The 24,290-nt window shown below is 56.7% G+C and carries 19 protein-coding genes; 7 read left to right on the forward strand and 12 right to left on the reverse strand.

Features of this window, described 5'->3' with window-relative positions; all coding sequences use genetic code 11:
- Window positions 1–1,782, reverse strand: a 1,782-nt coding sequence (locus M3089_RS11680; RefSeq protein ID WP_249084281.1) for a SusC/RagA family TonB-linked outer membrane protein, incomplete at its 3' end; no start/stop codon positions are given.
- Window positions 1,783–2,393: 611 nt separating this feature from the next.
- Here M3089_RS11680 and lysS point away from each other — a divergent pair.
- The 4 genes from lysS to M3089_RS11700 all read left to right on the forward strand — a co-directional run bounded on the left by lysS (window position 2,394) and on the right by M3089_RS11700 (window position 7,387).
- Window positions 2,394–4,124 carry a lysine--tRNA ligase gene (lysS, locus tag M3089_RS11685; protein WP_205108275.1) on the forward strand — a complete coding sequence of 577 codons (1,731 nt, stop codon included), beginning with the start codon at window positions 2,394–2,396 and terminating at the stop codon, window positions 4,122–4,124.
- A 76-nt stretch (window positions 4,125–4,200) separates the two neighbouring features.
- Complete coding sequence (locus M3089_RS11690) at window positions 4,201–5,196, forward strand: NAD(P)H-dependent glycerol-3-phosphate dehydrogenase (protein ID WP_205108273.1); 996 nt, start codon at window positions 4,201–4,203, stop codon at window positions 5,194–5,196.
- 79 nt (window positions 5,197–5,275) lie between these two features.
- On the forward strand, window positions 5,276–6,634 hold the full coding sequence (locus tag M3089_RS11695; RefSeq protein ID WP_249084283.1) for a glucose-6-phosphate isomerase: 1,359 nt from the start codon (window positions 5,276–5,278) through the stop codon (window positions 6,632–6,634).
- An 18-nt stretch (window positions 6,635–6,652) separates the two neighbouring features.
- Complete coding sequence (locus M3089_RS11700; protein WP_249084284.1) at window positions 6,653–7,387, forward strand: HAD family hydrolase; 735 nt, start codon at window positions 6,653–6,655, stop codon at window positions 7,385–7,387.
- Window positions 7,388–7,691: 304 nt separating this feature from the next.
- Here M3089_RS11700 and M3089_RS11705 read toward each other — a convergent pair whose 3' ends face one another.
- Together M3089_RS11705 and M3089_RS11710 are read right to left on the reverse strand one after the other, a co-directional pair.
- On the reverse strand, window positions 7,692–8,240 hold the full coding sequence (locus tag M3089_RS11705) for a DUF4738 domain-containing protein (protein ID WP_249084285.1): 549 nt from the start codon (window positions 8,238–8,240) through the stop codon (window positions 7,692–7,694).
- Window positions 8,241–8,620: 380 nt separating this feature from the next.
- Window positions 8,621–9,091 (reverse strand): DUF4890 domain-containing protein, encoded by a 471-nt coding sequence (locus M3089_RS11710; RefSeq protein ID WP_249084286.1) that lies wholly within the window; start codon window positions 9,089–9,091, stop codon window positions 8,621–8,623.
- Between the two features lie 354 nt (window positions 9,092–9,445).
- Between M3089_RS11710 and M3089_RS11715 the strand changes: the two genes are divergently transcribed.
- The gene (locus M3089_RS11715; protein ID WP_249084287.1) at window positions 9,446–10,120 is read left to right on the forward strand and encodes a DUF4230 domain-containing protein; all 675 of its coding nucleotides are present in this window, start codon (window positions 9,446–9,448) and stop codon (window positions 10,118–10,120) included.
- Window positions 10,117–10,722, forward strand: coding sequence for a DUF4230 domain-containing protein (locus M3089_RS11720; protein WP_249084288.1), 606 nt, complete (start codon window positions 10,117–10,119; stop codon window positions 10,720–10,722). The genes M3089_RS11715 and M3089_RS11720 overlap by 4 nt, the downstream gene beginning before the upstream one ends.
- 7 nt (window positions 10,723–10,729) lie before the next feature.
- On the opposite strand, the gene tsaA is transcribed toward M3089_RS11720, so the two are convergent.
- The 3 genes from tsaA to M3089_RS11735 all read right to left on the reverse strand — a co-directional run bounded on the left by tsaA (window position 10,730) and on the right by M3089_RS11735 (window position 16,854).
- Entirely contained in the window at window positions 10,730–11,410 is a 681-nt protein-coding gene (tsaA, locus tag M3089_RS11725; protein ID WP_249084289.1) for a tRNA (N6-threonylcarbamoyladenosine(37)-N6)-methyltransferase TrmO, read from the reverse strand.
- Window positions 11,411–11,726: 316 nt separating this feature from the next.
- Window positions 11,727–13,925, reverse strand: a complete 2,199-nt coding sequence (locus M3089_RS11730) for a glycoside hydrolase family 3 C-terminal domain-containing protein (protein WP_249084291.1) — start codon at window positions 13,923–13,925, stop codon at window positions 11,727–11,729.
- Window positions 13,926–13,944: 19 nt separating this feature from the next.
- Window positions 13,945–16,854 carry a TIM-barrel domain-containing protein gene (locus tag M3089_RS11735; RefSeq protein ID WP_394802283.1) on the reverse strand — a complete coding sequence of 970 codons (2,910 nt, stop codon included), beginning with the start codon at window positions 16,852–16,854 and terminating at the stop codon, window positions 13,945–13,947.
- A 675-nt stretch (window positions 16,855–17,529) separates the two neighbouring features.
- Here M3089_RS11735 and M3089_RS11740 point away from each other — a divergent pair.
- A complete protein-coding gene (locus M3089_RS11740) occupies window positions 17,530–18,696 on the forward strand; it encodes a glycoside hydrolase family 88/105 protein (protein WP_249084295.1) in 1,167 nt (388 codons plus the stop codon).
- A gap of 245 nt (window positions 18,697–18,941) precedes the next feature.
- Here the strand turns inward: M3089_RS11740 and M3089_RS11745 are convergent, their stop codons facing one another.
- From M3089_RS11745 to nusB, 6 genes are all read right to left on the reverse strand, one after another.
- Window positions 18,942–19,961, reverse strand: a complete 1,020-nt coding sequence (locus tag M3089_RS11745; protein WP_249084297.1) for a LacI family DNA-binding transcriptional regulator — start codon at window positions 19,959–19,961, stop codon at window positions 18,942–18,944.
- 142 nt (window positions 19,962–20,103) lie between these two features.
- Complete coding sequence (locus M3089_RS11750; RefSeq protein WP_205108249.1) at window positions 20,104–20,568, reverse strand: DUF5606 family protein; 465 nt, start codon at window positions 20,566–20,568, stop codon at window positions 20,104–20,106.
- Window positions 20,569–20,577: 9 nt separating this feature from the next.
- The gene (coaE, locus tag M3089_RS11755) at window positions 20,578–21,132 is read right to left on the reverse strand and encodes a dephospho-CoA kinase (protein ID WP_249084298.1); all 555 of its coding nucleotides are present in this window, start codon (window positions 21,130–21,132) and stop codon (window positions 20,578–20,580) included.
- On the reverse strand, window positions 21,129–22,109 hold the full coding sequence (locus M3089_RS11760; protein ID WP_205108245.1) for a YbbR-like domain-containing protein: 981 nt from the start codon (window positions 22,107–22,109) through the stop codon (window positions 21,129–21,131). The genes coaE and M3089_RS11760 overlap by 4 nt, the downstream gene beginning before the upstream one ends.
- Entirely contained in the window at window positions 22,110–22,430 is a 321-nt protein-coding gene (gene yajC / locus M3089_RS11765) for a preprotein translocase subunit YajC (RefSeq protein ID WP_205108243.1), read from the reverse strand.
- A 15-nt stretch (window positions 22,431–22,445) separates the two neighbouring features.
- The gene (gene nusB / locus M3089_RS11770) at window positions 22,446–23,477 is read right to left on the reverse strand and encodes a transcription antitermination factor NusB (protein ID WP_205108242.1); all 1,032 of its coding nucleotides are present in this window, start codon (window positions 23,475–23,477) and stop codon (window positions 22,446–22,448) included.
- Window positions 23,478–24,290 lie beyond the last annotated feature (813 nt).

Below are 24,290 nucleotides of genomic sequence, written 5' to 3' on the forward strand. Positions count from 1 at the left end.
GTTAGAGTTTGTCGACGAACCCGTCCACAGGTTGGCGCCCATCACGTTTCTGATGCTTGTGCCCAGATATGCTATGGGGTTGTCGGCGTCGGTTCGGTCGTCTTGCCTAACGCTGAAGTCGCTGTTGTATTCGAAGTCGTAGCCGGCCACGGCGTTTAGGTTCAGCTTGTCGGTGAGGTCGCGGTCGTATGTGGCCGTGGTCGACCAGTAGGCGTCGTAGCCGAATCCCGATGCGCGATAGGCGTTGATTGCATTGAGGTAAGGCGTCGACTTGTTGCCCGTGGCGGCAGAGCCAAATAGGTAGGCCGACTGATAGTAGTCTGTTTTCTGCGAGTTTGTGGCGAAGTCGACGGCCGACCTCACTGTGAGGTGCCTGGCCGGCTTGATTTCAACGTAGGCGTGGGTGAGCGTCCGCAAGGCCCATCTGTCGTTGTTGTTCTCGAGCAGGTTGCACACAGGGTTGCGCAGTTGCATGTTCAGTCCGTAGTCGGGTGTCCCGTTCTTCCCGGCGTAGTGCTGTGCCATCTGGGTGTAGTCGCCGTTTGGCTGGTATACGGGCAGTATCGGCGGGTACGACAGAGCCTCGGCAATGATGCCCTTGGCGTCTTCGGTGTTGCCTCCCGATGGCTGCTGCGAGCGTTTCTTGTTGTAGCTGGGCGAGAAGCTGGCGCCCACCTTTACGTGCTTGCCCAGCCTGGCGTCGAAGCCAGCCTTGATGTTTATTTTCTTGAAATAAGAGTTCAGCAGAATGCCGTCTTCGTTCTGGTAGTTCACCGACAGGCTGTAGGTCACCACGTCGTTGCCCCCCGTCACCGTGGCGTTTGCCCGGTAGTTTAGCGCATTGCGGAAAATGGCATCCTGCCAGTCGGTGTTGCAATAGTTGCCCGACTCGCGCAGTTTCACCAAGTCCGGGTAGTTGTTTATGGTGCCGTTGTTGGTCCGGGCCTCTATTACCATGTCCAGGAAATCGTCGGCTTCAAGCACGTCGACCTTGCGTTGCACCTGGCTTATGCCAACCTGCGTCGACAGGCTCACCGTGGGCTTGCCGGCCTTGCCCCTCTTTGTGGTCACGATGATCACACCGTTGCCGGCCTTCGAGCCGTAGATGGCCGACGAGGCCGCGTCTTTCAATATCTGTATGTCGTCGATGTCGCTTGGGTTGAGGTTGTTGAACAGTTCGGCATCGGTGGTCGGGTAGCCGTCGATAACGTACAGGGGGTCGTTGCCACTGTTTATCGAGCCCGCCCCGCGGATGCGTATCGAGGGCGCTGCCCCGGGCTCGCCGCTGGTCTGTTGCAGGCTTATGCCCGCCGAGAGCCCCGAAAGGCTTTGCGTGACATTGGACGTTGGCATGTCTGAAATGCTTGCCCCCTTGACGGTAGACATGGCTGTCGACACCGAGCGCTTGGTAATAGAGCCGTAGCCCACCACCACCACTTCGTCGAGCACAGCGTCGTTTGCCTTCAGCGTCACAGTCAGGGTGGTGTTGTTGCCAATGGTCATGGTTTGGGTGGCGAAGCCTACGTAAGACACGGCTATGGCCTGGTCGGGCTTCACCTTGGCCAGGGTGAACCTGCCGTCGATGTCGGTCACGCATCCCGTGCCGGTGCCCTTCACCGCCACGCTGGCCCCAATCACGGGCTCGCCATGCTCGTCTACCACTCTTCCTGTCACCCGTTGTTGGGCATTGGCCACAATGGCCGTCAGTGCAAACACGGCCGATGCAAGGAGCCTTGCATTGCAGTTTGCCCCTTGCCGGATAGTTGTTTTGGTTTTAGTCATGTAAAAATTTAAAATAATTATTGGTAATTGATTGGTCTGTTAATAATGGCAAAGTAACGAAGAAAAAGCAGGTTTGGATGCTAAAATTTGATTGGTTGGCATTAGTTTTTGTTAAAATATATGCCAATTGTGAGCTTGCTCGTCATATCGAACAATCGCGGTTGCATTCCGACTTGTGCTATGTGGCCGTATGCAGGCCGGTTTATTGCCGGTTCGGCAGATATGCCCGGCCCAAAAGCGCCTCGGCCGTTTGCTTGCGGGCCAGGCTGTGTGGTGGGGCGGGGTGGGCATTGCCTGAGGTTGCCTTGCGCGGTAATATAACCGTACAAACGCACGGTGGCTATGAGCCCGATGCCACAATGCGTTGCAAAACGGGCCGAACGGCAGTGCCAAACGGCACATTCCATGCTGCCGTACGGCCTGTTTTGCACTGCCAAACGGGCGGGATTGTAACATTGTGACAGTCACCGTGTTGCCGTTTTCTTGCCTCCGGGTAATGAAATATTACAAAAATGCCACTGCGGGTCAGGTGATAATAAAAGTAAAAAAGCGGGCACATTCAAAATAAATTCGTAAATTTGCAGCTAGAATAAGAAAGGCATTCAGACATTATGAACGTTTTAGAACTAAGTGAACAGGAAATCGGCAGGCGTCAGAGTCTGCAAGAGTTGCGTGACATGGGCATCGACCCATACCCCGCCGCGGAGTACCCGACCAATGCTTTCTCTACCGACATAAAGGAAAACTTTGTAGATGAGGGCGAGCCAAGGGAGGTTTGCATAGCCGGGCGCATGATGAGCCGCCGCGTGATGGGCAAGGCCAGCTTCGCCGAGCTCCAGGATTCGAAGGGAAGGATACAGGTTTACATCACCCGCGACGATATTTGTCCGGGCGAAGACAAGGACTTATATAATAAGGTATTCAAGCGCCTGCTCGACATTGGCGACTTCATCGGGGTGCGAGGCTTTGTGTTCCGCACGCAGACGGGCGAGATTTCGGTTCACGCCCGCGAGCTGACGCTGCTGTCGAAGAGCCTCAAGCCGCTGCCCATAGTGAAATACAAGGACGGCGTGGCCTACGACAAGTTTGACGACCCGGAGCTTCGCTACCGCCAAAGATACGTAGACCTGGTGGTCAACGACGGCGTGAAGGACACCTTCCTGCAGCGCGCCACGGTGATACGCACCATACGCCGCGTGCTCGACGAGGCCGGTTACACCGAGGTGGAGACGCCCACCCTGCAGAGCATAGCCGGCGGGGCGAGCGCAAGACCGTTCATAACGCACTTCAATGCGCTCGACTGCGACATGTACATGCGCATCGCCACCGAGCTATATCTTAAGAGGCTGATTGTTGGCGGCTTTGAGGGCGTCTACGAGATTGGCAAGAACTTCCGCAACGAGGGGATGGACCGCAACCACAACCCCGAGTTCACCTGCATGGAACTCTACGTGCAATACAAGGACTACAACTGGATGATGTCGTTCACCGAGAAGCTTCTCGAGACGGTGTGCATAGCCGTCAACGGCAAGCCCGAGCGCGAAATAGACGGGCGGGTAATCAGTTTCAAGGCTCCTTACCGCCGCCTGCCCATTCTCGACGCCATAAAGGAGAAGACCGGCTATGACCTCACGGGCATGGACGAGGCCCAGATACGCGAGGTGTGCGGCAAGCTCGGCATGGAAATAGACGACACGATGGGCAAGGGAAAGCTCATCGACGAGATATTCGGAGAGTTCTGCGAGGGCACGTTCATACAGCCCACGTTCATCACCGACTATCCCGTCGAGATGTCGCCGCTCACCAAGATGCACCGCTCGAAGCCCGGGCTGACCGAGCGTTTCGAGCTCATGGTCAACGGCAAGGAGCTGGCCAACGCCTATTCCGAGCTCAACGACCCGATAGACCAGGAAGAGAGGTTCAAGGAGCAGATGCGTCTGGCCGACAAGGGCGACGACGAGGCCATGATCATAGACCAGGACTTCCTGCGCGCCCTGCAGTATGGCATGCCCCCGACAAGCGGCATCGGCATAGGCATCGACCGCCTTGTGATGCTCATGACCGGCAAGACGTTCATACAGGAGGTGCTCTTCTTCCCGCAGATGCGACCCGAGAAAAAGGCGCCGCGCAGCTCGGCCGAAGAGTGGGCAGCACTCGGCGTGCCCGCGGAGTGGGTGCCCGTGCTCAACAAGTGCGGCTATTACCTCGTGTCGGACATCAAGGAGGTGAACCCGCAAAAGCTGCAGATGGATGTCTGCGGGGTTAACAAGAAGTATAAGCTGGGCTACGACAACCCGAGTGTTGATACCTTTGCCGCATGGATTGAGGCTGCCGGCAAATGAACATATTAGGCATGGCCGGTGGCGGAGGGGCTCAGGCCCGCTCCACCCGGCCGCCTGACATCAAGCTGATCAAGAAATGTTTGACTGCGGAAAAATAGCAATCATCGGTGGCGGCAGTTGGGCTACGGCCATCGCCAAGATAGTGGTGGGGCACACTCATCACATCGGCTGGTATATGCGGCGCGACGACCGCATCGACGATTTCCGCCGTCTGGGCCACAACCCGGCCTATCTCATGGGCGTGCGCTTTGACATTGACGAGATATTCTTCTCGAGTGACATCAACAAGATAGCCGACAGCTACGACACGCTTGTGTTCGTCACGCCATCGCCTTACCTCAAAAACCACCTCAAGAAGTTGCGCGTCAGGCTCAAGGACAAGTTTGTGGTGACTGCCATCAAGGGCATAGTGCCCGACGAGAACCTTGTGTGCTCGGAGTATTTCCATCAGGTCTACGACGTGCCTTACGAGAATCTGGCTTGCCTTGGAGGCCCCTCCCACGCCGAAGAGGTGGCGCTCGAGCGGCTGTCTTACCTCACCGTGGGGTGCTCCGACCGCGACAAGGCGCAGGCTTTTGCCGATGTCCTGTCGAGCGAATACATAAAGACGAAGACCAGCGACGACGTGGTGGGCATCGAATACTCGTCGGTGCTGAAGAATGTATACGCCATTGCCGCCGGCATTTGCAGCGGACTGAAGTTCGGAGACAACTTCCAGGCCGTGCTCATGGCCAACGCCGTGCAGGAGATGTCGCGCCTGCTTCAGGCCGTGCACCCGCTCGAGCGCAATGTCTACGACTCCGTTTACCTCGGCGACTTGCTCGTGACGGGCTACAGCAACTTCTCGCGCAACCGCACCTTCGGTACGATGATAGGCAAGGGCTACAGCGTGAAAAGCGCCCAGATCGAGATGGAGATGATTGCCGAGGGATACTTCGGAACGAAGTGCATGAAGGAAATCAACCGCCACCTGCACGTCAACATGCCGATACTCGATGCCGTATACAACATTCTTTACGAGCGCATCAGCCCACAGATAGAGATTAAGCTGCTCACCGACTCGTTCAGGTGAGCCTCATAGCTGGGTGGCATGGCCGTGGCACAGGCGTGGAATAATTTGACAAGGTATAAACCATTTAAACATAAAAGCAATGAATACAATCTGCTTAGACATCACCAAGGCTGCACAGTTCCTGGCAGACGGTGCCGTGAATGCTTATGAAGCAAAAGTGAACGACGCGCGCAAGGCTCTCGAAGAAGGCACTTGCCCGGGCAACGACTTCCTCGGTTGGCTTCACCTTCCGACGTCTATCACTCCCGCATTCCTGCAGGAAATACAGGATTGTGCCAACGTTTTGCGTGACAATTGCGAGGCCATCGTTGTCGCAGGCATCGGCGGAAGCTACCTCGGGGCGCGTGCCGTGATCGAGGCTTTGGGCAATTCGTTCGGCTGGTTGGTCGGCGACAAGAAGAACCCCGTTATCCTTTTCGCAGGCAACAACATCGGCGAGGACTACCTGTCGGAGCTTACCGATTACCTGAAAGGCAAGAAGTTCGGTGTGATTAACATCTCAAAGTCGGGCACAACCACCGAGACTGCACTCACGTTCAGGCTCCTCAAGAAGCAGTGCGAGGACCAGCGAGGCAAGGAAGAGGCCCGCAAGGTCATCGTTGCCGTTACCGATGCCACCAAGGGAGCAGCCCGCGCAGCTGCCACCAAGGAGGGTTACAAGACGTTTGTCATACCCGACAACGTCGGGGGGCGCTTCTCTGTGCTCACCCCGGTGGGCTTGCTGCCCATTGCCTGCGCCGGTTTCGACATCACGAAACTTGTTGGCGGCGCCGCCGACATGGAAAAGGCATGCGGCATCGACGTGCCTTTCAGCGAGAACCCGGCAGCTCTCTATGCTGCAGTGCGCAACGCCCTGTATGCCGAGGCAGGCAAGAAGATTGAGATAATGGTAAACTATCAGCCCAAGCTCCACTTCTTCAGCGAGTGGTGGAAGCAGCTTTACGGTGAGAGCGAAGGCAAGGATGGCAAGGGCATATTCCCCGCATCGTGCGACTTCACCACCGACCTGCACTCCATGGGGCAGTGGATTCAGCAGGGAGAGCGCACCATATACGAGACTGTGATAAGCGTTGAGGAGCCCAACAGCCACCTGCTTTTCCCCTCAGACGAGGAGAACCTTGACGGTCTCAACTTCCTTGCCGGCAAGCGGGTTGACGAGGTCAACAAGATGGCCGAGCTCGGAACGCGACTCGCCCACGTTGACGGCGGTGTGCCAAACATACGCATCAGCGTGCCGAAGCTCGACGAATACTACATCGGCCAGCTCATTTACTTCTTCGAGATTGCCTGCGGCATCAGTGGCAACGTGCTTGGGGTGAACCCCTTCAACCAGCCCGGCGTAGAGGCATACAAGAAGAACATGTTCGCCCTTCTTGACAAACCGGGGTATGAGGCCGACAGCAAGGCCATCAAGGAGAGGCTTGCCAATGAAATCTAACCAATCGTTTTGTGTTTTATGTACGACGATGAGATAAGTCAATACATACGGAAGAACGGCTTTGGGGCGTTTTGCCCTAAAGCCGTTCTTTTCGATATGGACGGCGTTCTCTACGATTCCATGCCCAACCATGCCTATAGCTGGCACAAGGCCATGGCCGGTTTTGGCATCGACATGCCCGAGGCCGAGGCCTATAAGTATGAAGGCATGCGTGGGGTAGAGACAATCAAGCTGAAGGCGCGCGAGCAATGGCACCGCGAGATAGCAGATGACGAGGCGCAGAAAATTTATGACGAGAAGTCGAGGGTGTTCTCCACATGCCCCCAGGCCAAGGTGATGGACAGCGTGATGCAGTTGCAGCAGGAGCTGAAGTCGGCCGGCCTGAAGATTGTGGTGGTCACAGGCAGCGGGCAGCACTCACTGCTCGAGAAGCTCGTAGACGACTTTCATGGCCTTGTCGACAAGCGTCTTATTGTGTCGAGCTTTGACGTCAGCCGTGGCAAACCCCATCCCGAGCCGTATCTCAAAGGCCTTGCCAAGGCAGGGGTTGAGCCATGGGAGGCTGTTGTGGTCGAGAATGCGCCGCTTGGTGTGCGCGCCGCTGTGGCGGCCCGGATATTCACCGTGGCTGTCAACACGGGCCCGTTGCCGCCTGAGGCACTGTTGGCTGAGGGTGCCGGACTGGTATTCAACCGCATGGCCGATTTCCTTTCCAACTGGCGGAAGCTGATTTTGCGGCCGGCGGCAGTGTGATGCCGTATGCCGCCAATTCAGCCGATGGAGGCATGAAAAGGCTTGCCCGACGGCCGGCGAAATGCCGTTGGCCGTCGGGCAAGCCTCGTTTTCCATCCCTGAATGGCGTTGAATTCAGAACCGTCACCATGCCGTCGCCGTGCATGGCGCATGTGGCCACAGCCCGGGGCGTGGCGCGCCATTACGTTGCGAAGCCGCAAGCAAGGTGGCAGCATGCGTGTATTATCGTTTGACGGGCGTGGCATGGAGGCTCAGGCAGCCTTCTGCCGGTCTGGCAAACGACAGGAGGCAAGGTGGAGTTGCCTTATTCTTCCTCCTCGCTTGAGCTGGTGTCGAGCTGCGTGTCGCGCTCAATGCCCAACTTGCCAGCCTTAGATACGGTCACGATGAGTGGTATGTACTCATCCGTCTGTGGGTGGCTCACACTGGCGGCAAACCTCAGTGAGCTTTCGTCAACCCTGTCGAAGACGAGCCCTTCGAGTATTCCCGTCTTGCGGTAGTCGTTGTCCAGGTACTGGTCGAAGGCCTCTTTGGTGAACGTTTTCTTGAAGAAGACACTCCCGTCGGCCCTTCTCACCACGAGCTCGATGCTGTTGTCCACAAACTTCTGCCCTGTTTCGTCGGTCACCATGGCCAGGCTGTCGTCGGCCGTGCGGCGTATTTCGCTCACCAGCCTGCTCCCGTTCCATTCTATCTCACGCGTTTGCGTGTAATCTTGCATGCGTATCGGTGCCGATGGTTTCTTCTTTTCAAGTTTCGGGGCGATGATGGTGTCGCTCTCTTTCTTGCCGCCACATCCAGCGACGGCTGCCGCTAACAGTCCTGCTGCGAGCATGGGAATGATTCTTTTCATCTGGGTCTTTGTGTTTGTTTGTCTGGAACGGATGGTGCAAACGGGAACCCTGCCATTATGCCTGCCATGGCCCGAGTGCAGCAAAACCTGTGCAAAGGTACGAAAAAAAAGCGACACTGGCAATGCTTCATGCCATGCTTATGGCCTTCGGCTGGCCATTATGGGCATCGCACGGGCTTTTGCGGCCATGACCACAGGGTGGAATGTGGCAACAGCCTTGGCGTTGGCATGTAAAAATAAGTGCGCCCCACAATTGTGGGGCGCACCGTGAGTTATCCTAAAAATACATTTTTTCCTAAACAACTTCTACCGATAATAACCAATTCATGGCACGCTTGCCATCCTATAACATATAATTAACCTAAATCACTATGTTCCTTTTATTTCCTCGGCCTGCGCTGCAAGAGCTTTTCCATGTCGGCCGTGTAGCTTTTGTATTGTTCGTCAGACATTATCGCTTGCAGCTCCTTGTTGTAGGCTTCGCGCTGCTCTTTCATCTGCTTGCGCCTTTCGTCAAGCCTGGCCCTTTGCTCTTCGCTGAGCCTGAACCGCCCCAGTGCCGCCGAGTCGCCGTTTTCAGGCCGTGCCCCGAAGTTCGATCCGGGCCTTTGCCTCATTGCACCGCCATTGCCGCGGTTGCCGCGCATGCGCATCGACGGCCCCATAATGTCGGCATACTTGGTGTTGAGTTCGAGCAGCTTTTGCTTTTGCTCGTCGCTCAGTCCGTATTTCTTGGCTACCGACTCGGTGCGTTTCTGTATCATCTCGCTCCTGTCTGCAACCTGGCTTTGAGCCATTGCCGTAGCGCCAATCGTCATAGCGGCCATCAGTCCTAATATTATCTTCTTCATGACTTTGCTTTTTTATTCGTCAAATGTTCTTGTAAATTATATTGGCTGCAACCATTACTATGACGTTTATGGCTTCTATTGGTTTAACGTGAGATTCAAAAAATTATTGTATATGACCGAAAATGTTTTCCGTTTTTCTGTCTTTTGGCGCCCAGAACGGCAATAAATCATGGCTGGTGTGTGCCCGATACCGATATTTTCAGTATATTTGCAGTCAACAACCACGGCTTCGGCAGCAGTGCCACCCGGCCTTCCAGCTCCCCGGTTGCCGGCTTCCGGGCGTCATGCAGCCCGGCAAGCAGCGTGCCGCCGCCGGCCCGTTGCCGCCGGCCGTGCATCAACCAATGAATGAATATGAGACGTTTTGCACTTTATGCCATGGCGGTTGCCTTTGCGTTGTGTGGCTGCACGCAGCGCAAGGAGGCCAAGCCAAGCGCCGAATACAGGGCCATCGACACCATACCCATGCTAATCATGCAGGTACAGAAGTGCTCGCGGCTGTACACCGCCGAGTATAACATACACAAGATTGTGACTTACGACGACATAGTAAGGCTCAAGGGGAGCGTGCTCAAGCGCGACTTCAACGTGAAGCTGCCCCTCGGCGACCGCAAGATAGCCATCCCCATGGACGCCACACTGAAGGCATACATCGACTTTGAGGGCTTTTCAGAGCGCAACATCGAGCGCCGTGGCAACAAGATTACCGTGATACTGCCCGACCCGAAGGTGGCCTTGACAAGCAGCAAGGTAGACCACAAGAACACCAAGGAGTATGTTTCGTTCACACGTTCGCACTTCACCGATGCCGAGATGGCCAGTTTTGAGCAGCAGGGGCGGGCGTCGATAATTGCGAGCATACCGCGTCTGGGTATCATTGAGACGGCTCGCGACAATGCCGCACGCGTGCTTATACCCATGATAAAGCAGATGGGCTATGCCGAGAGCGACATCACTATAGCTTTCCGAAAGGATTTCACAGAGCGTGACATAAGCGTTTTACTTGACAACTCAACCGTTGAAAGATGAAAAAACTGCTCAATAACATATCAAAGGCCCGCATTGTGGCAGTGGCCGTCATTGCCGTGGCTGTGCTTGCAGCTTTCTTTTGGGTGGGCCACACGGCCCACAACAGCACGGTAAGCATAGGGTCGGACAAGAAGATTGACATAACGCCCGAGCAGATACGCTCAATCAAGGCCATAGGGCAGTGGGAGTTTCTGTCTGTGACAGACGAGGAGCTGGTGGACACCGTGCGTCGCGGCATTTTCAGCGACGACCACCTGGTGCGCATTTATTACGGAACGTTGCGCTTCGGCGTCGACCTCGGCCAGGCAAAGCCCGGCTGGATAGTGGCCAACGGCGACTCGGTCACGGTGACGCTGCCGCCCATCAGCCTTCTCGACCACGACTTCATAGACGAGGCCCGAACCAAGTCGTTCTTTGAAAGCGGCCGTTGGTCGGCAGCCGACCGCGAGGCCCTGTACCGCAGGGCCTACAGCCAGATGTTGAGACACGGGTTTACCGAGGCCAACATAAAGAGCGCAGAGAACAACGCCGACGCCCAGTTCCGCAACATGTTGCGCGCCATGGGCTTTGAGAACATCGTTGTCAGGTTTGCCAAGCAGTAGGCCGCCGTCACCGGCTTCCAACTATCTCGACTATTGTCAGTATGCCGTCGGCCACCCTGAAGCGCACGTCCCACTGCCCGTAGGGCATGCCGTAGATGCGCTGAGGGTCGTCGTGGTATTGCGGGCGCGGGTCTTGCTCGAGCACCCGCAGCAGTGCCTCGGCCTCGGCGCCGTCCATGCAGCCGAGCGTTTCCTTGTCGTATTCCACCTTCAGCGTGCCCCATCGCTCGGTGTCGGCAAAGCCGCTGCGTGCGGCGGCGTGGCTGTCGGTGAACGCCACGTAGGGCTTTATGTCGTAGATGGGCGTGCCGTCCATGAGGTCGGCGCCCGAAACGGTTATCACGGCGCCTTCGGCCGTGTCGACACTTATGCCTTCCAGTCTTACCGATGACAGGCCGAGGCCGTTTGGCCGGAATGGCGACCGGGTGGCAAACACCCCCATGCGCGCATTGCCGCCGAGGCGCGGAGGGCGCACCGTGAGGTGGACGGGGGCACCGGCGTTGGCCGAGAAGCCCCAGACGAGCCACAGGTAGTCGAATCCGTCGAGCCCGCGCAGTGCCTCGGCCGAGGCATATTGAGGCTCCATTATTATCCTGCCGCGCAGTTGCGGCACTATGCCGCTTTGGCGCGGTATGCCAAACTTGGTGGCGAAGGGTGAGCGGAAGTGTGCTATCGGTTTTATCTCCATTGCTTTATGCAGATGCTTTTTCGTGGTTTTCGCGTGCGGCCGGTAGCCGTCGGCGGTTGTTGCGGCCATGCAAAGTTAGTGATTTTCCACTTTAAATTTACATCGGTTGCCCCGATTTTTGTGTAAAACAGTTTCGCCATGGTTGTCGCAAGGATCAATGTGCTGATTGACAGTGGGTTGCGAAAAAGGCCGTTTTGACTTGCAAAACGGCCTTTCCCAGGGTGCCAAACGGCCTGTTTGGCGGGGCCACGGGGCCCGTTTGGCCCGGCAATGGGACCATGGCGGGGCCGCGGCGGCGTTGATGTTGTGTTTTTTCTCAGTGCAGGCTGAACCCTGCCGTGCCCCTGACGTCGGTCTGGCTGGCGCACACATAGGCCTTGAAGCGGCCGGGCTCGGCTGTCCAGCCATGCGTCTTGTCAGACCAGAAGCTCAGCATTTCGGCTGTGATGTCAAACCTTACGGTCTTTGTCTGGCCCGGTTCAAGCTCCACTTTCTCAAATCCTTTCAGCTCTTTGTCGGGCCTGTCAACGCTTGCTTCCTCGTCGCCTATGTACAGTTGCACTGTCTCTTTGCCCTTGCGGCTGCCCGTGTTGGTCACGTCGACGGTCAGCGTTATCTTGCCGCCGGCATCCATGCTGTCGGCCGAGAGCCTGGGGCGGCCATACTTGAAGGTGGTGTAGCTTAGTCCGAACCCGAATGGGAACTGCGGCTCCACGCCCTTGGTGTCAAACCATCGGTAGCCCACGTAGATGCCCTCTTTGTAATACACCTGCCCGTCGACGCCCGGATAGCCCTCGGCCCCATATCTGAAGCAAGGGTAGTCTGACTGCTCACGGGCAAACGTCACGGGCAGCTTGCCGCTGGGGTTGACCTTGCCCGACAGCACGTCGGCCAGCGTCTGCCCCGACATGGAGCCGAGATACCAGCAGTGTAACAAGGCTTTCACCTTGTCGAGCCATGGCGTGGCGTAGGCGTTGCCACCGTAGGTGACCACCACAATGTTCTTTTGCACGGCGGCCAAAGCCTCTATCAGTTCGTTCTGGCCGTAAGACAGGCCGTAGCTTTTGCGGTCAGAGTTCTCGCAGTCTTCATACCCGTTCTTGTTCATTCCGCCTATGAAGATTATCAGGTCGGCCTGCCTGGCTTTTTCAAGGGCCTCGTTGCGCAGTGCCGCCAGCGAGTCGGGATCCAGCTTGTCGGCCTTGGCATACAGCGCGCGCCCGGCATAGTAGCCTCTGGCGAAGTCTACCTTGTCGCCATATACGGCCCTGAGCCCTTCGAGGGGCGATATGTCCATGCGCGTCTTCAGCTCTGAAGAGCCGCCCCCCTCGCTCATGTTTCTCACGGCATTGTCGCCCACCACGAGTATGCGGCCATAGCGGTCGGCGTCGATTGGCAGCATCGAGCCCTTGTTGCGCAGCAGCACCACCCCCTCTTCGCCTATGCGGCTGCAGGCCTCATAGTGGGCTTCCGAGCACATGGAGCCCACGGCCTTCTTCGGGTTCATGGCCGTGCGGAATATCGTGCGCAGCACCCTTGCTGCCTTGTCGTCGAGCGTAGACATGGGCACCTTGCCCTCTCTAACTAGCTTCTCGAAGGCGTCGGCCAGGTAGTATGTGTTGTAGCCCAGGCTCTTGTCGGTGGTCTTGCCGTCGGTGCCCGTGCCCATCTCAAGGTCGAGCCCTCCCGTTGCCGCCTGCCAAGTGTCGTGGGTGCCGCCCCAGTCGCTCACCACGGCGCCGTCAAAGCCCCATTCGCGCTTCAGTATTCCGTTCAGCAGCGAGTCGTTGTGGCAGCAGTGTGCGTTGAGCCACTTGTTGTATGAGCCCATTATAGTCCACAGGCCGCCTTTCTTTACGCATTTCTCGAAGGCCGGCAGGTATATCTCGCGCAGGGCGCGCTCGTCGACGTTGACGTTCACCGTCATGCGCCCCACCTCCTGGTTGTTGAGCGCGAAGTGCTTCAGGCAGCATGCCACGCCGTTGGCCTGGGCCGCCCTTATGTAGCCGGAAGCCAGCTCGCCGGCCAGGAAGGGGTCTTCGCCCATATACTCAAACGCCCTTCCGTTGAGCGGCATGCGGGCTATCGTGGTGCCCGGGCCGAGCATGATGTCCTTTCCGCGGTATGCAAACTCCTCGCTCACGGCGTCGCCGTAGAGCGTGGCCAGGTCGCGGTTCCATGTAGCGGCAAGGCACGTCAGCGACGGGAACGCCACACACGAGTCGTTGGTCCAGCGCGCCGGGCTCCACGAGTTCCACTCTATCTCCTCGCGCACGCCGTGCGGCCCGTCGGCCATGTTAAGCTGCCTGATGCCGAGCCTGGGCACCCCGGCCGACGAAAACTTGCTCTGTGCGTGCAGTATCTGCACCTTCTCGTGCAGCGTCATGCGGCTCAGCGCGTCCTGTACGCGCTCCTCCACCGTGGCCCCGGGGTTGAGGTAGGTGGGCGTCTCGGTCTGTGCGGCGGCATGTAGCGTGGCTGCCGCGGCAATGATTTGCAATAATATTCTTTTCATATTGTGCATTGTTGTTGTTTCACAAGTCAATGGTCACCTCGCTGCCGCTGTATTCAGCCATCCTGCCTTCACTGGTGTCGGGATTCATGGGCACAGGTTTCCCGGCCGTCACATACACGATGCGGAAACTGCGGCGGCAGGGCATGCCGTCAAACGAGCCCTGCCTCGGCCCTATGGTAAGGCGCCGCGAAGAGTCGTCGTAGGCAATCCTGATGGTAGAGTAGAGCCCTTTCTCATAGTTGTAGTTGGTGCCTTCGTCTTCGTAGAGCATGAATTCGCCGTCGGCCCCGGCATATACGTAAAGGCATATCGTGTCGGCCTGTCGTTCGTCGCTCCACTGTATGGCCGGCCCGAATGGCACTATTGCGCCCTCACGCACAAAGACCGGTATGCGGCCGTAGGGGGCGTCGGCGGTCAGCTTTTGCCCTCCGGCTGTGCGGCGGCCCGTGTACAGGTCGTACCAACCGCATTGCCTTGGCAGGTAAACCTCGCGGCTGCGCGCCTTGTATCGGCTCACAGGGCATGCCATGAGCGCCGGGCCGAACATCCATTGGTCGGCAATGTTGCGCACGGCGGGGTCGTCGGCAAAGTCCATGGCCAGTCCGCGCATCATCGTATAGTCCTTCAGCCACACCCATCCGGCCATTGAGTAGAGGTAAGGCATGAGCCGGTAGCGCAGCCTGTGGTAGAAAGTGATGCTCTCGTAGGCCGGATGCCCTTCGGGGGCAATGTTCCACGCCTCGCGCAGAGGCCACTGGCCGTGGGCCCGGTAGAGCGGTATGAAGCAGCCAAACTGGTTCCAGCGAGCCTGCAGCTCGCGCCATTCGGCCAGGTCGGCGTTCTCCGTTCCGGTCTTGTCAAACAGTTTCTGTGCGGCCACATACCGTTTCTCGACGCAGAAGCCGCCCTGGTCCATGCCCCAGAACGGTATTCCCGACATGGAGAAATTGATGCCAGCGGTCATTTGCGCGCGCATGTCTTCCCACCGGGTGCCAATGTCTCCGCTCCATGTGGCGGTGCTGTAGCGTTGCAGTCCGGCGAAACCGCTGCGCGTAAGCAGGAACACGCGGCGGTCGGGGGCGGCAGATCGCTGCCCGTTGTAGATGGCGTCGGCGTTGACAATGGAGTAGGCGTTGAAGTATTCGTCGCTCGTTCCCAAGGCCGTGGGGCCGCAGAGGGCCTTGCGGTAGCCTATCGGGGTGCAGTCGCGCACGTTGGGTTCAGATGCGTCCATCCACCATGCGTCTATTCCCTTTGCGTATCTTGAGTATAGGTTGTCGTCCATCTGTTTCCAGAAAAGCCTGCGCGCCCCGGCCGAGTAGGCATCGTAGAACGAGCCGACATAGCCCGGCCCTACCCAGTCGCGTATGGAGTCGGCCACTGCCCGGCGGTATATCCAGCCGTTGGAGTCGAGCTGTCTGTAGTTGTCGGTGTTGCAATAAAACTTGGGCCAGACAGATATCATGAACCGTCCGTGCATGGCATGCACGCTGTCGAGCATCAGCTGCGGGTCGGGATAGCGTTTGGGGTCGAAGCGGTGGCTGCCCCACTGATCGTCTTCCCAGTAGTTCCAGTCTTGCACAATGTTGTCTATGGGTATGCGCCTGCGGCGGAACTCGGCGAGCGTCGACAGCACCTCGTCCTGCGTCTTGTAGCGTTCGCGGCTCTGCCAGAAGCCCAGCGCCCACTTGGGCATCACCTGGGCGCGGCCCGTAAGGCGCCTGTAGCCGCTGATGATGCTGTCCATCGAGCTTCCGGCAATGAAGTAATAGTCCATCGACGGCGACATTTCGCTCCATATCGACAGGCGCCCCTGCTGCTCGTCGGTGAGCGGGCTGGCAGCCCTCAGGCCGCAGTACGACGTGCCCCCGTCGGGCTTCCACTCTATGCGGAGCGCCACGGGGCGGCCCTGTGTGAGCCTTGCTGTAAACTTGTATGAGTTTGGGTTCCATGCCGTGCGCCACCGCTCGGCCACCGCCAGGCTGTCGTCGAGATACACTTTCACGTAGCCCGCGTAGTACAGGATGAAGTGATAGTTGGCTGTCGTTGGGGCTTCTATGGTGCCTTCGTATATCACCGACGACCCGTCGAGGTTGAATCCTTTCGGCAGGTTGCCTATCACGCCTGAGTGCTCAAAGTAAATCGAGTCTTCATGCCTTGTCAGCGTGCGCCCCCGTTTGTCGGTGTATGTGCCGGTGAGCGCCCCGGCCTGTCCGTCCTTGTCGCGCAGCTTGAAAGCCCGGCCCAGCTGTAGGTAGTCGTCGGGGTTGCCCCACCTGCCATACGAATAGCTGTCCCAGAGCAGGCCGTAGCCTCGTGTGCTCATTACAAACGGCACCGACACCTTGGTGTTATACTGGAAAAGCTCTTCGTTGCGACCCTTGTAGTTCATCTCTTCCGACTGATGCTGGCCCAGTCCGTAGAACGCCTCGTCGGCCGGACTGTCAAACAGCGCGTGCCAGGAGTAGCCCGTACGGTCGGCCTCGGTGAGCCGGTTGAGGTGCTCACGGCGGCCCCAGTTGACTTCGTCCGGCGCCGACGGTCGGTAGTTGGGGGGCAGCGTGGTCTGCGGCGACACGTATTTGGTGAAGCTCTTGCCGCCATTTGCCGTTTCGCGCAGCAGCACACGGCCCGATGCCCTGTCGCTGAACACGAGGGCGCCCGTGGCCTTGCTCACGCTGACGAGCAGCGTGCGGGTAGCCAAGTGTACGCTGTCGCCCCGCTCGGTGCAGTCGAATCGGCCGCAAGGCTCTTGCGGAACCACCATCAGGCTGGCACGCGGTGCTGGCAGGCTGTCGCCCGGCACGGCCTCCACGCGCACGATGTTGTCGGTTATAACGCTTAGTCTGACCACTCCGGCCGACGCGGACGAAGCGTCTGCCACGTAGATTTCAACGCCACGGTCGGTGGTCTTAACGTTGTCGGCCATTGCATGCGATGCCCCGGTGAACATCATGCAGGCCAGTAAGATTTTTCCTGTTTTCATTCGTTTTAGTCTTCTGTGAGCATAGTCATGGCTGATTATGCTTCTTGTTGTTTATGGTAGATAACAGTGCCGGCTGCCTGTCGGCCACTCCTGTGAGGGCCTTGCGGCTTAGGCTTCGGGCTCCTCTGCCGGGCACTCCGGCAGGCGCCGAAGCCCAGTCATGGCTGTAGGGCTGGTGTGCGGCAGCGGCTTATGCAGTTGCAAAGGTAGCAATTTTTCTGCAATGTGACCTCGTTGCCGTGGCTTTTTGTGGTGTTTTGCCGTGCCGTGCAGCCCACCGCTAAGCCGGTTGCCGTGCGTTTGTCTGCCCGAACTTGGTCATACAATATGATGTTGTTGCAAACAACGACGCGCTTACCGTCGTCTGTTATCGTTAAACAAAATTAAAAGCATCGCCTTTTTCCGGTGTTTGCAGGATTAAAGTAGTATTTTTGCAGAAAGAGCGGCCGTGCTGATGATGGTGCCATGTGGGGCATCTGGCGTCTGTGACGGGGCTCGGATGTAATGCAAATCAAAAAATGCCGGCTGCACACAGCTTAAGTGCGAGCCCGCCACATTATTATAATTATTAATCGGAAACTATAGAACAATAATATTATAAATGTTAATTCAATCGTTATGAAGCTGAAGAAAATCATCACTCCGGTGCTTTGTGCGACTCTGTTTGCCACGGCGTTGCCCGCCGCGGAGACCAATGAGGCAAAGCCGTCGAAAAAGAGCGTGATTACGGCCATGCGTGTGGCCAACGACTATTTCATGAATAAATGGAGCGATCCGGGGCAGGTCATACCTTATCCCTCGCGCAAAAAGAACTATGAGGCCAACCTCTGGACGCGCGGATATTATTTCGAGGGGCTCATGGACTTGTATGAAGTAGACCCGCAGCAGCGTTACCTCGACTACGCCATTGAGTGGGGCAACAAGCACAACTGGGGCTTGAGGGGCACTAAGAACGGGGTGCTGCCACGCAATGCCGACAATTTGTGCGCCGGGCAGACGTACATTTACCTGTATCAGCTCGACCCTAAGAAGCCCGAAAAGTATATCACTGCCATACGCTCGGCCATCGATTCGATGATGGCTACCAACAAGATTGACGACTGGTCGTGGATAGATGCGGTTCAGATGGCTATGCCGATATTCGCCCAGATGGGCAACCTCACGGGCAACAAGGCTTATTACGACCGTGCGTACGACATGTATATGTTTACCAAGACAAAGCACGGCGACAACGGTCTGTACAATCCGAAGGACTCGCTGTGGTGGCGCGACGCCGACTTCGACCCACCATACAAGGAGCCTAACGGCGAAGACTGCTACTGGTCGCGCGGCAACGGATGGATTGTGGTGGCCATGGCGCGCATGCTCGACCTGCTGCCCGAAGACGAAAAGCACCGCAAGGAATACGAGACTATGCTCGTGTCGATGTGCAAGGCTTTGAAGCCGTTGCAGCGTGAAGACGGTTTCTGGAACGTGAGTCTGCACGACCCGTCGAACTATGGCGGCAAGGAGCTAAGCGGAACGGCCATGTTTATATATGGCATGGCTTACGGAGTGAACCACGGTCTGCTTGATGCCGCAGAGTTCTCGCCTGTGATTTACAAGGCATGGAACGCCATGGTGAAGGACTGCCTGCACCCCAACGGTTTCCTGGGGTATGTTCAGGGCACTGGCAAGGAGCCCAAGGAAGCCCAGCCTGTGACTTACGACCGCGAGCCGGACTTCGATGATTTCGGGCTCGGGGCGTTCCTCATGGCCGGTTCGGAGATAACTAAGATGAAGTGACAATCACTGCATAAATGCCTTACAAGACAGCGGCAAGGGTCGTAAAACTGTTTGGTGGGCAGGATATAAATGTAGAGTAAAACCCCGGTGGCCTTATGGCCGATTCGTGGTAATTGCAAAATGGCTGCGCCATCTTGCGTGAAATGAGCGGCGACGTGCACAGTCCTGCTCGGTGTTCACGGCAGGTGGCGCAGCTTCGTTTTGTCGTGGCGCTGGTCGGCTTTGCTTTGGCAGGCCTTTGGCGTTTACCGTTTTTTGCAGCTGCTTTCGCGTACTCTCTGTATGGTCGGGATGATTTTCTTTACCGGGGCAGGCGACCCGTTGATGTGGTTGAGCAGAATCCTGCATGCCGTTTCGCCCATCAGGCGGCTTTGGTCTTCAATGGTTGATAGTGAAGGCGAGACGTATTCGGCATACTCGACATCGCTGAAGCCAATCAGTGTCACGTCGTCGGGCATGTCCAATCCCTTGTTCTTGATGGCTTTCATGGCCGCGAAGAGCAGCGTGTCGTTGAGTGCAATGATGGCGTCGGGCCTTTCTGGCATCGACAGCAGCCTCTCGGTGGCCTGCATGGCGGCCTGAGTGTTGATGTCGCTGTATGCCACGTATTCCGGCCTTACGAGCAGTCGGTTGTCGTGCAGCGCCTCGATGTAGCCGTGCTTTCGTTCGGTTACCATCTTCAGGCGGTTTGGGCCGCACAGTATGGCTATGCGCCTGCAGCCCTGTTCGATGAGGTGGCGCGTGGCCCTGTGGGCCGCCTCGACGCTGTCGGCCGTCACCGACGAGTAGTTGCGGGTGGGGATGTCGCGGGCAACGAAGACGACAGGAAGGTGCTCTTTGGCAAGCGCGTCGAAGTGGCTGAAGTCTTCCGTCTCCTGCGTCACGCTGGCTATGATGCCCGCAACATGCAGATTCTGCAAGCTTCTCACGTTGCATCGCTCTTCCTCGTAGCTCTCGTGGGAGTTCATGTTGATGACCGCGTAACCGTCTTGTGCCGCGACTTGCTCTATGCCGTCGAGCACAGAAGAGTAGAACAACGTGACGGCGTGGGGCACGATGACGCCTATCACCGGCAGCTGACCGCTTCTAAGGCTGTCTGCAATGAAGTTTTTCGAGTAGTTCATCTCCCTTGCCGCCTGTGCCACCCTTTCCCTCGTGGCCTTGCTTATGGCCGGGTTGTCTTGTAGGGCACGGCTCACCGTGGCTATGCTTATGCCCAGCTTAGCCGCTATGTCTTTGAGTGAAGAACTGTTTTTTGCCGCCATTGTCACTGTAGCTTTTACATTAGGGTAGGGTGGTCAGGGGGATATTGAAGCAGTCCATTGGCGTGAAGCGGCGCCCGGATGAATGGCACGGCCATCGCCAATGGACTGCATGCTTTATGTGAATGAAGCGTGGCAGAGGGCATTATGCCTCTTCCTGCTCTTCTTTTTTCTCAAGGCGGTTGTCTATGTTGTCGCCTTCGGTGGGCTTCATTTCCTCGTCAAAGTTGGTGATACCGTTGTTTACAAGTATGTTGTACCATTGCAGCAGCTTCTTGATGTCGCTGTTGTGTACGCGGTCCCTGTCGAAATTGGGCAGCACCTTGGCAAAGTACTCACGCAGTTCGTCGTTGTTTGCCTTCTTGTAGTTTATCGAGGCGGGCTTCCCTTCTTCCAGGTTCTTGATGCTGGTAAGCACTTTGTGCAATGGCACGTCGTCGGTATCGGTGTACATTGCTATGTCGGCGAGCGACGTAATCCTGTCTGCCGCGAATGCAGGCATGCGGCGGTGGGTTTCGTCGATAGCCTCGACGATGAGGCTGTTTTTGGCTCTTGACACGAGTTTATAGAGCCCGGGTTTGCCTGAAATGGCTAAGATTGTCTGTAACATGATCTATTCTTATTTCAGTTTATTGATTAGTTGGTCTATTTGCTTGTCTATGTCAGACTGTCCGTCGTTGACGATGACGAAGTCCGCCAGCCTTTCCACCTCGTCCTGCGGCATCTGCCGTGAGAGCCATTCGCGCGCCTTGGCCTCGGTGATGTTGTCGCGTGCCATCACGCGCTGCAGGCGGACGTGCTCAGGGGCGGTCACCGCCACCACGAAGTCTACCAGGTTGTTGAATCCCGATTCGTAGAGTATGGCGCATTCCATCCACTCTGCCCCGCTCCTGTTGAAGTCGTCGGCCACTGCCGGGTGCACAATGCCGTCTATTGCCTTGGCATTGGCCTCGGAGGCAAGCAGGAACTCGGCCACCCTGGCCTTGTTCAGCCTGCCGTCGGTGTAGGTGTCGGGGCCGATGAGGCGCGACAGTGCTTCCATTATGGCGGGCGAGGTGCGCATGAGCCGCTTGGCTGCGCTGTCACAGTCGTACACGCTTATGCCCCGTGCCGCCAGGCGTGCGCAGACGTAGCTTTTGCCGCTGCCTATGCCGCCGGTGATGCCCGTTTTCATTCTTCTTCTATAAGGTAGTCAACTTGTTTTATGTTTAGCGACGGTCGCGAAATGCCGTTGGGCACCGACTTCAGGTATATGTTGCACTTGTCGGATGGGTTTTTCATTATCTCGGCATAGTCGGCAACTACCACGAAGTCTTGCGCCTTGATGTTTCTGAACTGGCTTACTCCGGTGACAAACCTCACCGTCACTTTCGACGGGAACGTGCGCAGCACCTTGCCTTCTGGCATGTTGATGCCCTTGACGGGTATGTCGCTGATGCTTTCTTCGGTGAGGACGTCGGTATGGAACGCCACTTTCACCCTGTCGGGAACGGCCTTCACGCCGCGTATTTTCTGTAGCTTGCAGGTGACGGACAGTGTGTCGCGGAAGTTGGCATAGTTGAGTTGCTCGGTGTATATCACCTTGATGCTGTCGAGTTTTTCTTGCGAGGCGTAAATGCTGACGCTGTCGGGGAAGTACTCGACGTGCGAGATGAAGTACAGGTGTTCGGGTATTACCCTCCCGGTCCATTTCACCGGCACCCTCTTGCTTAGTCCGTAGTTGAAGAAAATCTCCAGTTTGTCGGGCTTGGACCCCACAATCTTGGTTGATGCCGACAGCTGCTGGTATATCAGCCGCTGCAGTTCGGATGCCGGTATGGCACTGTATCCGTTGCCCTTGGCGTAGGTCTTGAAGTTTATTGTAAGCGGGCGCATGCCTTCGCCGTAGAGATAGCTTATGAGCATCAGGCCCTTGTCGCGCAGTGTCACCTTGACGGTGTCGAGCTCGTCGGAGGTGAGCACCACGTTCTTGGGCACGTTGACGATGCGCACAGGTATCTCCACTTCTTTCTCGTATGTCTCGTTGAGGGTCATCATCAGCCAGAAGACGCCCGACAATGCGAGGAAGAACAAAAAGGTCAGAAACTCCTTATTCACTGAGCTGAATAGGAAGTTCCTGACCAGTTGCTTTATGTCGCGCCGGCTATCCATTTACTTTGTTATCTGCGAGCTGGTCGGGTCTTTGAATATGTAGCCCTTGTCGACCTTGATGACCACGCCGCGTGCTATTTCCACCTCGACGATGTTGGCAGCCAGGTCAATTCGCTTTACGGTGCCGTAGATGCCGCCGCCGGTAACCACAGAGGTTCCCTCGGCGATAGAGTTCTGGAATTTCTGTATCTCCTTTTGCTTCTTCTGCTGCGGCCTTATCATAAAGAAGTACATGATGGCGAACATTGCTATCATCAGGATGATGAAGCTCATGCTGCTTCCGCCTTGTGCGGCCTGTGCGGCCAGGATAGTCGTTGTCATTGTCGTTACTCTTTTTTATTGTTTGTTTTGTTCGTTGTTTTCGCTCTCGTCGGCCGTTTCGTAGCTGTTGGCTTCGTTGCCGTTGTCTTCTTTGGCCTTGTCGCGCTTGTTGCGTGGCTCGTCCATGTGCTTCATCAGCCGTCCGGTCTGTATCAGGTGGCGGGCTATGGCGTCGAGCATCCCGTTGATGTATCCGCCGCTGCGTGGCGTGCTGTAAAGCTTTGCTATGTCTACGAACTCGTTGATGGTGACGCTTATGGGTATGGTGGGGAACGTCATGATTTCTGCGAGTGCTATCTGCATGATCACGATGTCCATGTATGCCAGTCGGTTGAAGTCCCAGTTGTGTGACGCCTCGCTCATGTACCGCTGGTATTCGTCGGCATTCATGATGGTGGCGCGGAACAGTTTGCGAGCGTAGTCGCGGTCTTCCTCGCTGTCGTATTCGGGCAGCAGTTCCTGCTTGGCGGCGTTTTTCTCGTCGAACCGCTTTATGGTCTTGAGCACAAACGTGTCGACAATCTCCTTGTCGTCGTTCCAATAGAGGCTCTGTTCCTCGAGCAAGGCGTCGAGCTCCTCGTTTTCCTGTATCAGCGTGCGGTATATCTTGCGCCACAGCTCCCTGTCGGCTGCATACGAGTCGTCGGTGTCGGCCATGTAGTCTTTGTATATCTGGCTTTCCGTTATTTGCTTGTACAGCTTCCTTACAAACTCGATTTCGTTGTCCCACGTCTTCTTTTGCGTTTCGATGAAGTCGTTGAGCATCTTGTTTTCCTCGAGTTGCAGCGCGAACCTGTTGTATGCGAATTTCTGCGAAGGCATGTCTGTGCCTTCCCTCCTGGCCCTGCTCTGCACTATTTCAATCTGTCGGCGTGCTTCCTTGGTTATGCTTACGATGAGCGCCAGCATGTAGTTATACAGGTCGTAGGCTTTTGAGAGGCTGAAGAACAGCTCCTTTTCTGCCGAGTCAATATTCTTGTTGCCGTTTTGATAGTAGGCGTAGGTTAACTGGACTATCTTTATCCTTATTATTTCTCGATTGATCATACTTTTCTAAATGTAGACTCTCTAATCCTTACGTGCCGCAGGCAGGCTTCTGCCCACTAACGAGTGCAAATTTAGATAAAAATCTTTTATGTTGCAAGAATTATGTCGTTTAATTGAGTTTTTTTATGAAAGTGGATTGTTGGTGGCTGCCGCCGCGGGGCCGTCGGGCTGCCGCGGGGCTTGCCCTTGCGGCCGCTGGCAGGCCATGTCGCCGCCGGCACGCGATGCTGCGGCTGGCTGGCGGTGGCTGGCGGGGTGGGGTGGGCTGCCGCACGTTTTTGAATCTTTTACAAATAAAAGTCGCAAGGCAGGTGCCCGCGGCTGGTCTCGGCCCATGGCTATGGCACCGCATGGGTCGGTGGCCGGGCCCGTTGCGCCGCCGTCGGGGCCGTTTGGGCCTGCCGTATCATGGTTTTTGACGGCCGAAACGGCCTCCGCCGGATGCCGATACGGGCCGTCTTGGCTTGCCGAACGGGCCGTTTCACGCCGGCGCGGCGTTGCCTTGGCTGGCTGTTTTGGCTGTGCCCGGCGCGAAACGGCTGTAAGCCAGCGGGTTGGCTCGTTAGCCCGCATTTGGCCATCCTGGCTGGTTGGGCCGCCGGCCGGGGCAAATGACGCGCTGTCGGGCCAGATAATCCTTGCTCTGATCAGGCATGCAAAGTCTCGTTGCGTGGCCGTCGGTATGTTATTTTGAGTGAAATGCTTGCGTGATTGAATAAAAACATGTAACTTTGCACCGCTTTTTCAGACACATCGAAATTAGCATTCGTGTGATGGTGAATTAAGCACAACAATGTAAAAACTTAATTTAGA

This window comes from Marseilla massiliensis (assembly GCF_023336985.1).
Classification (GTDB): Bacteria; Bacteroidota; Bacteroidia; order Bacteroidales; family Bacteroidaceae; genus Prevotella; species Prevotella intestinigallinarum.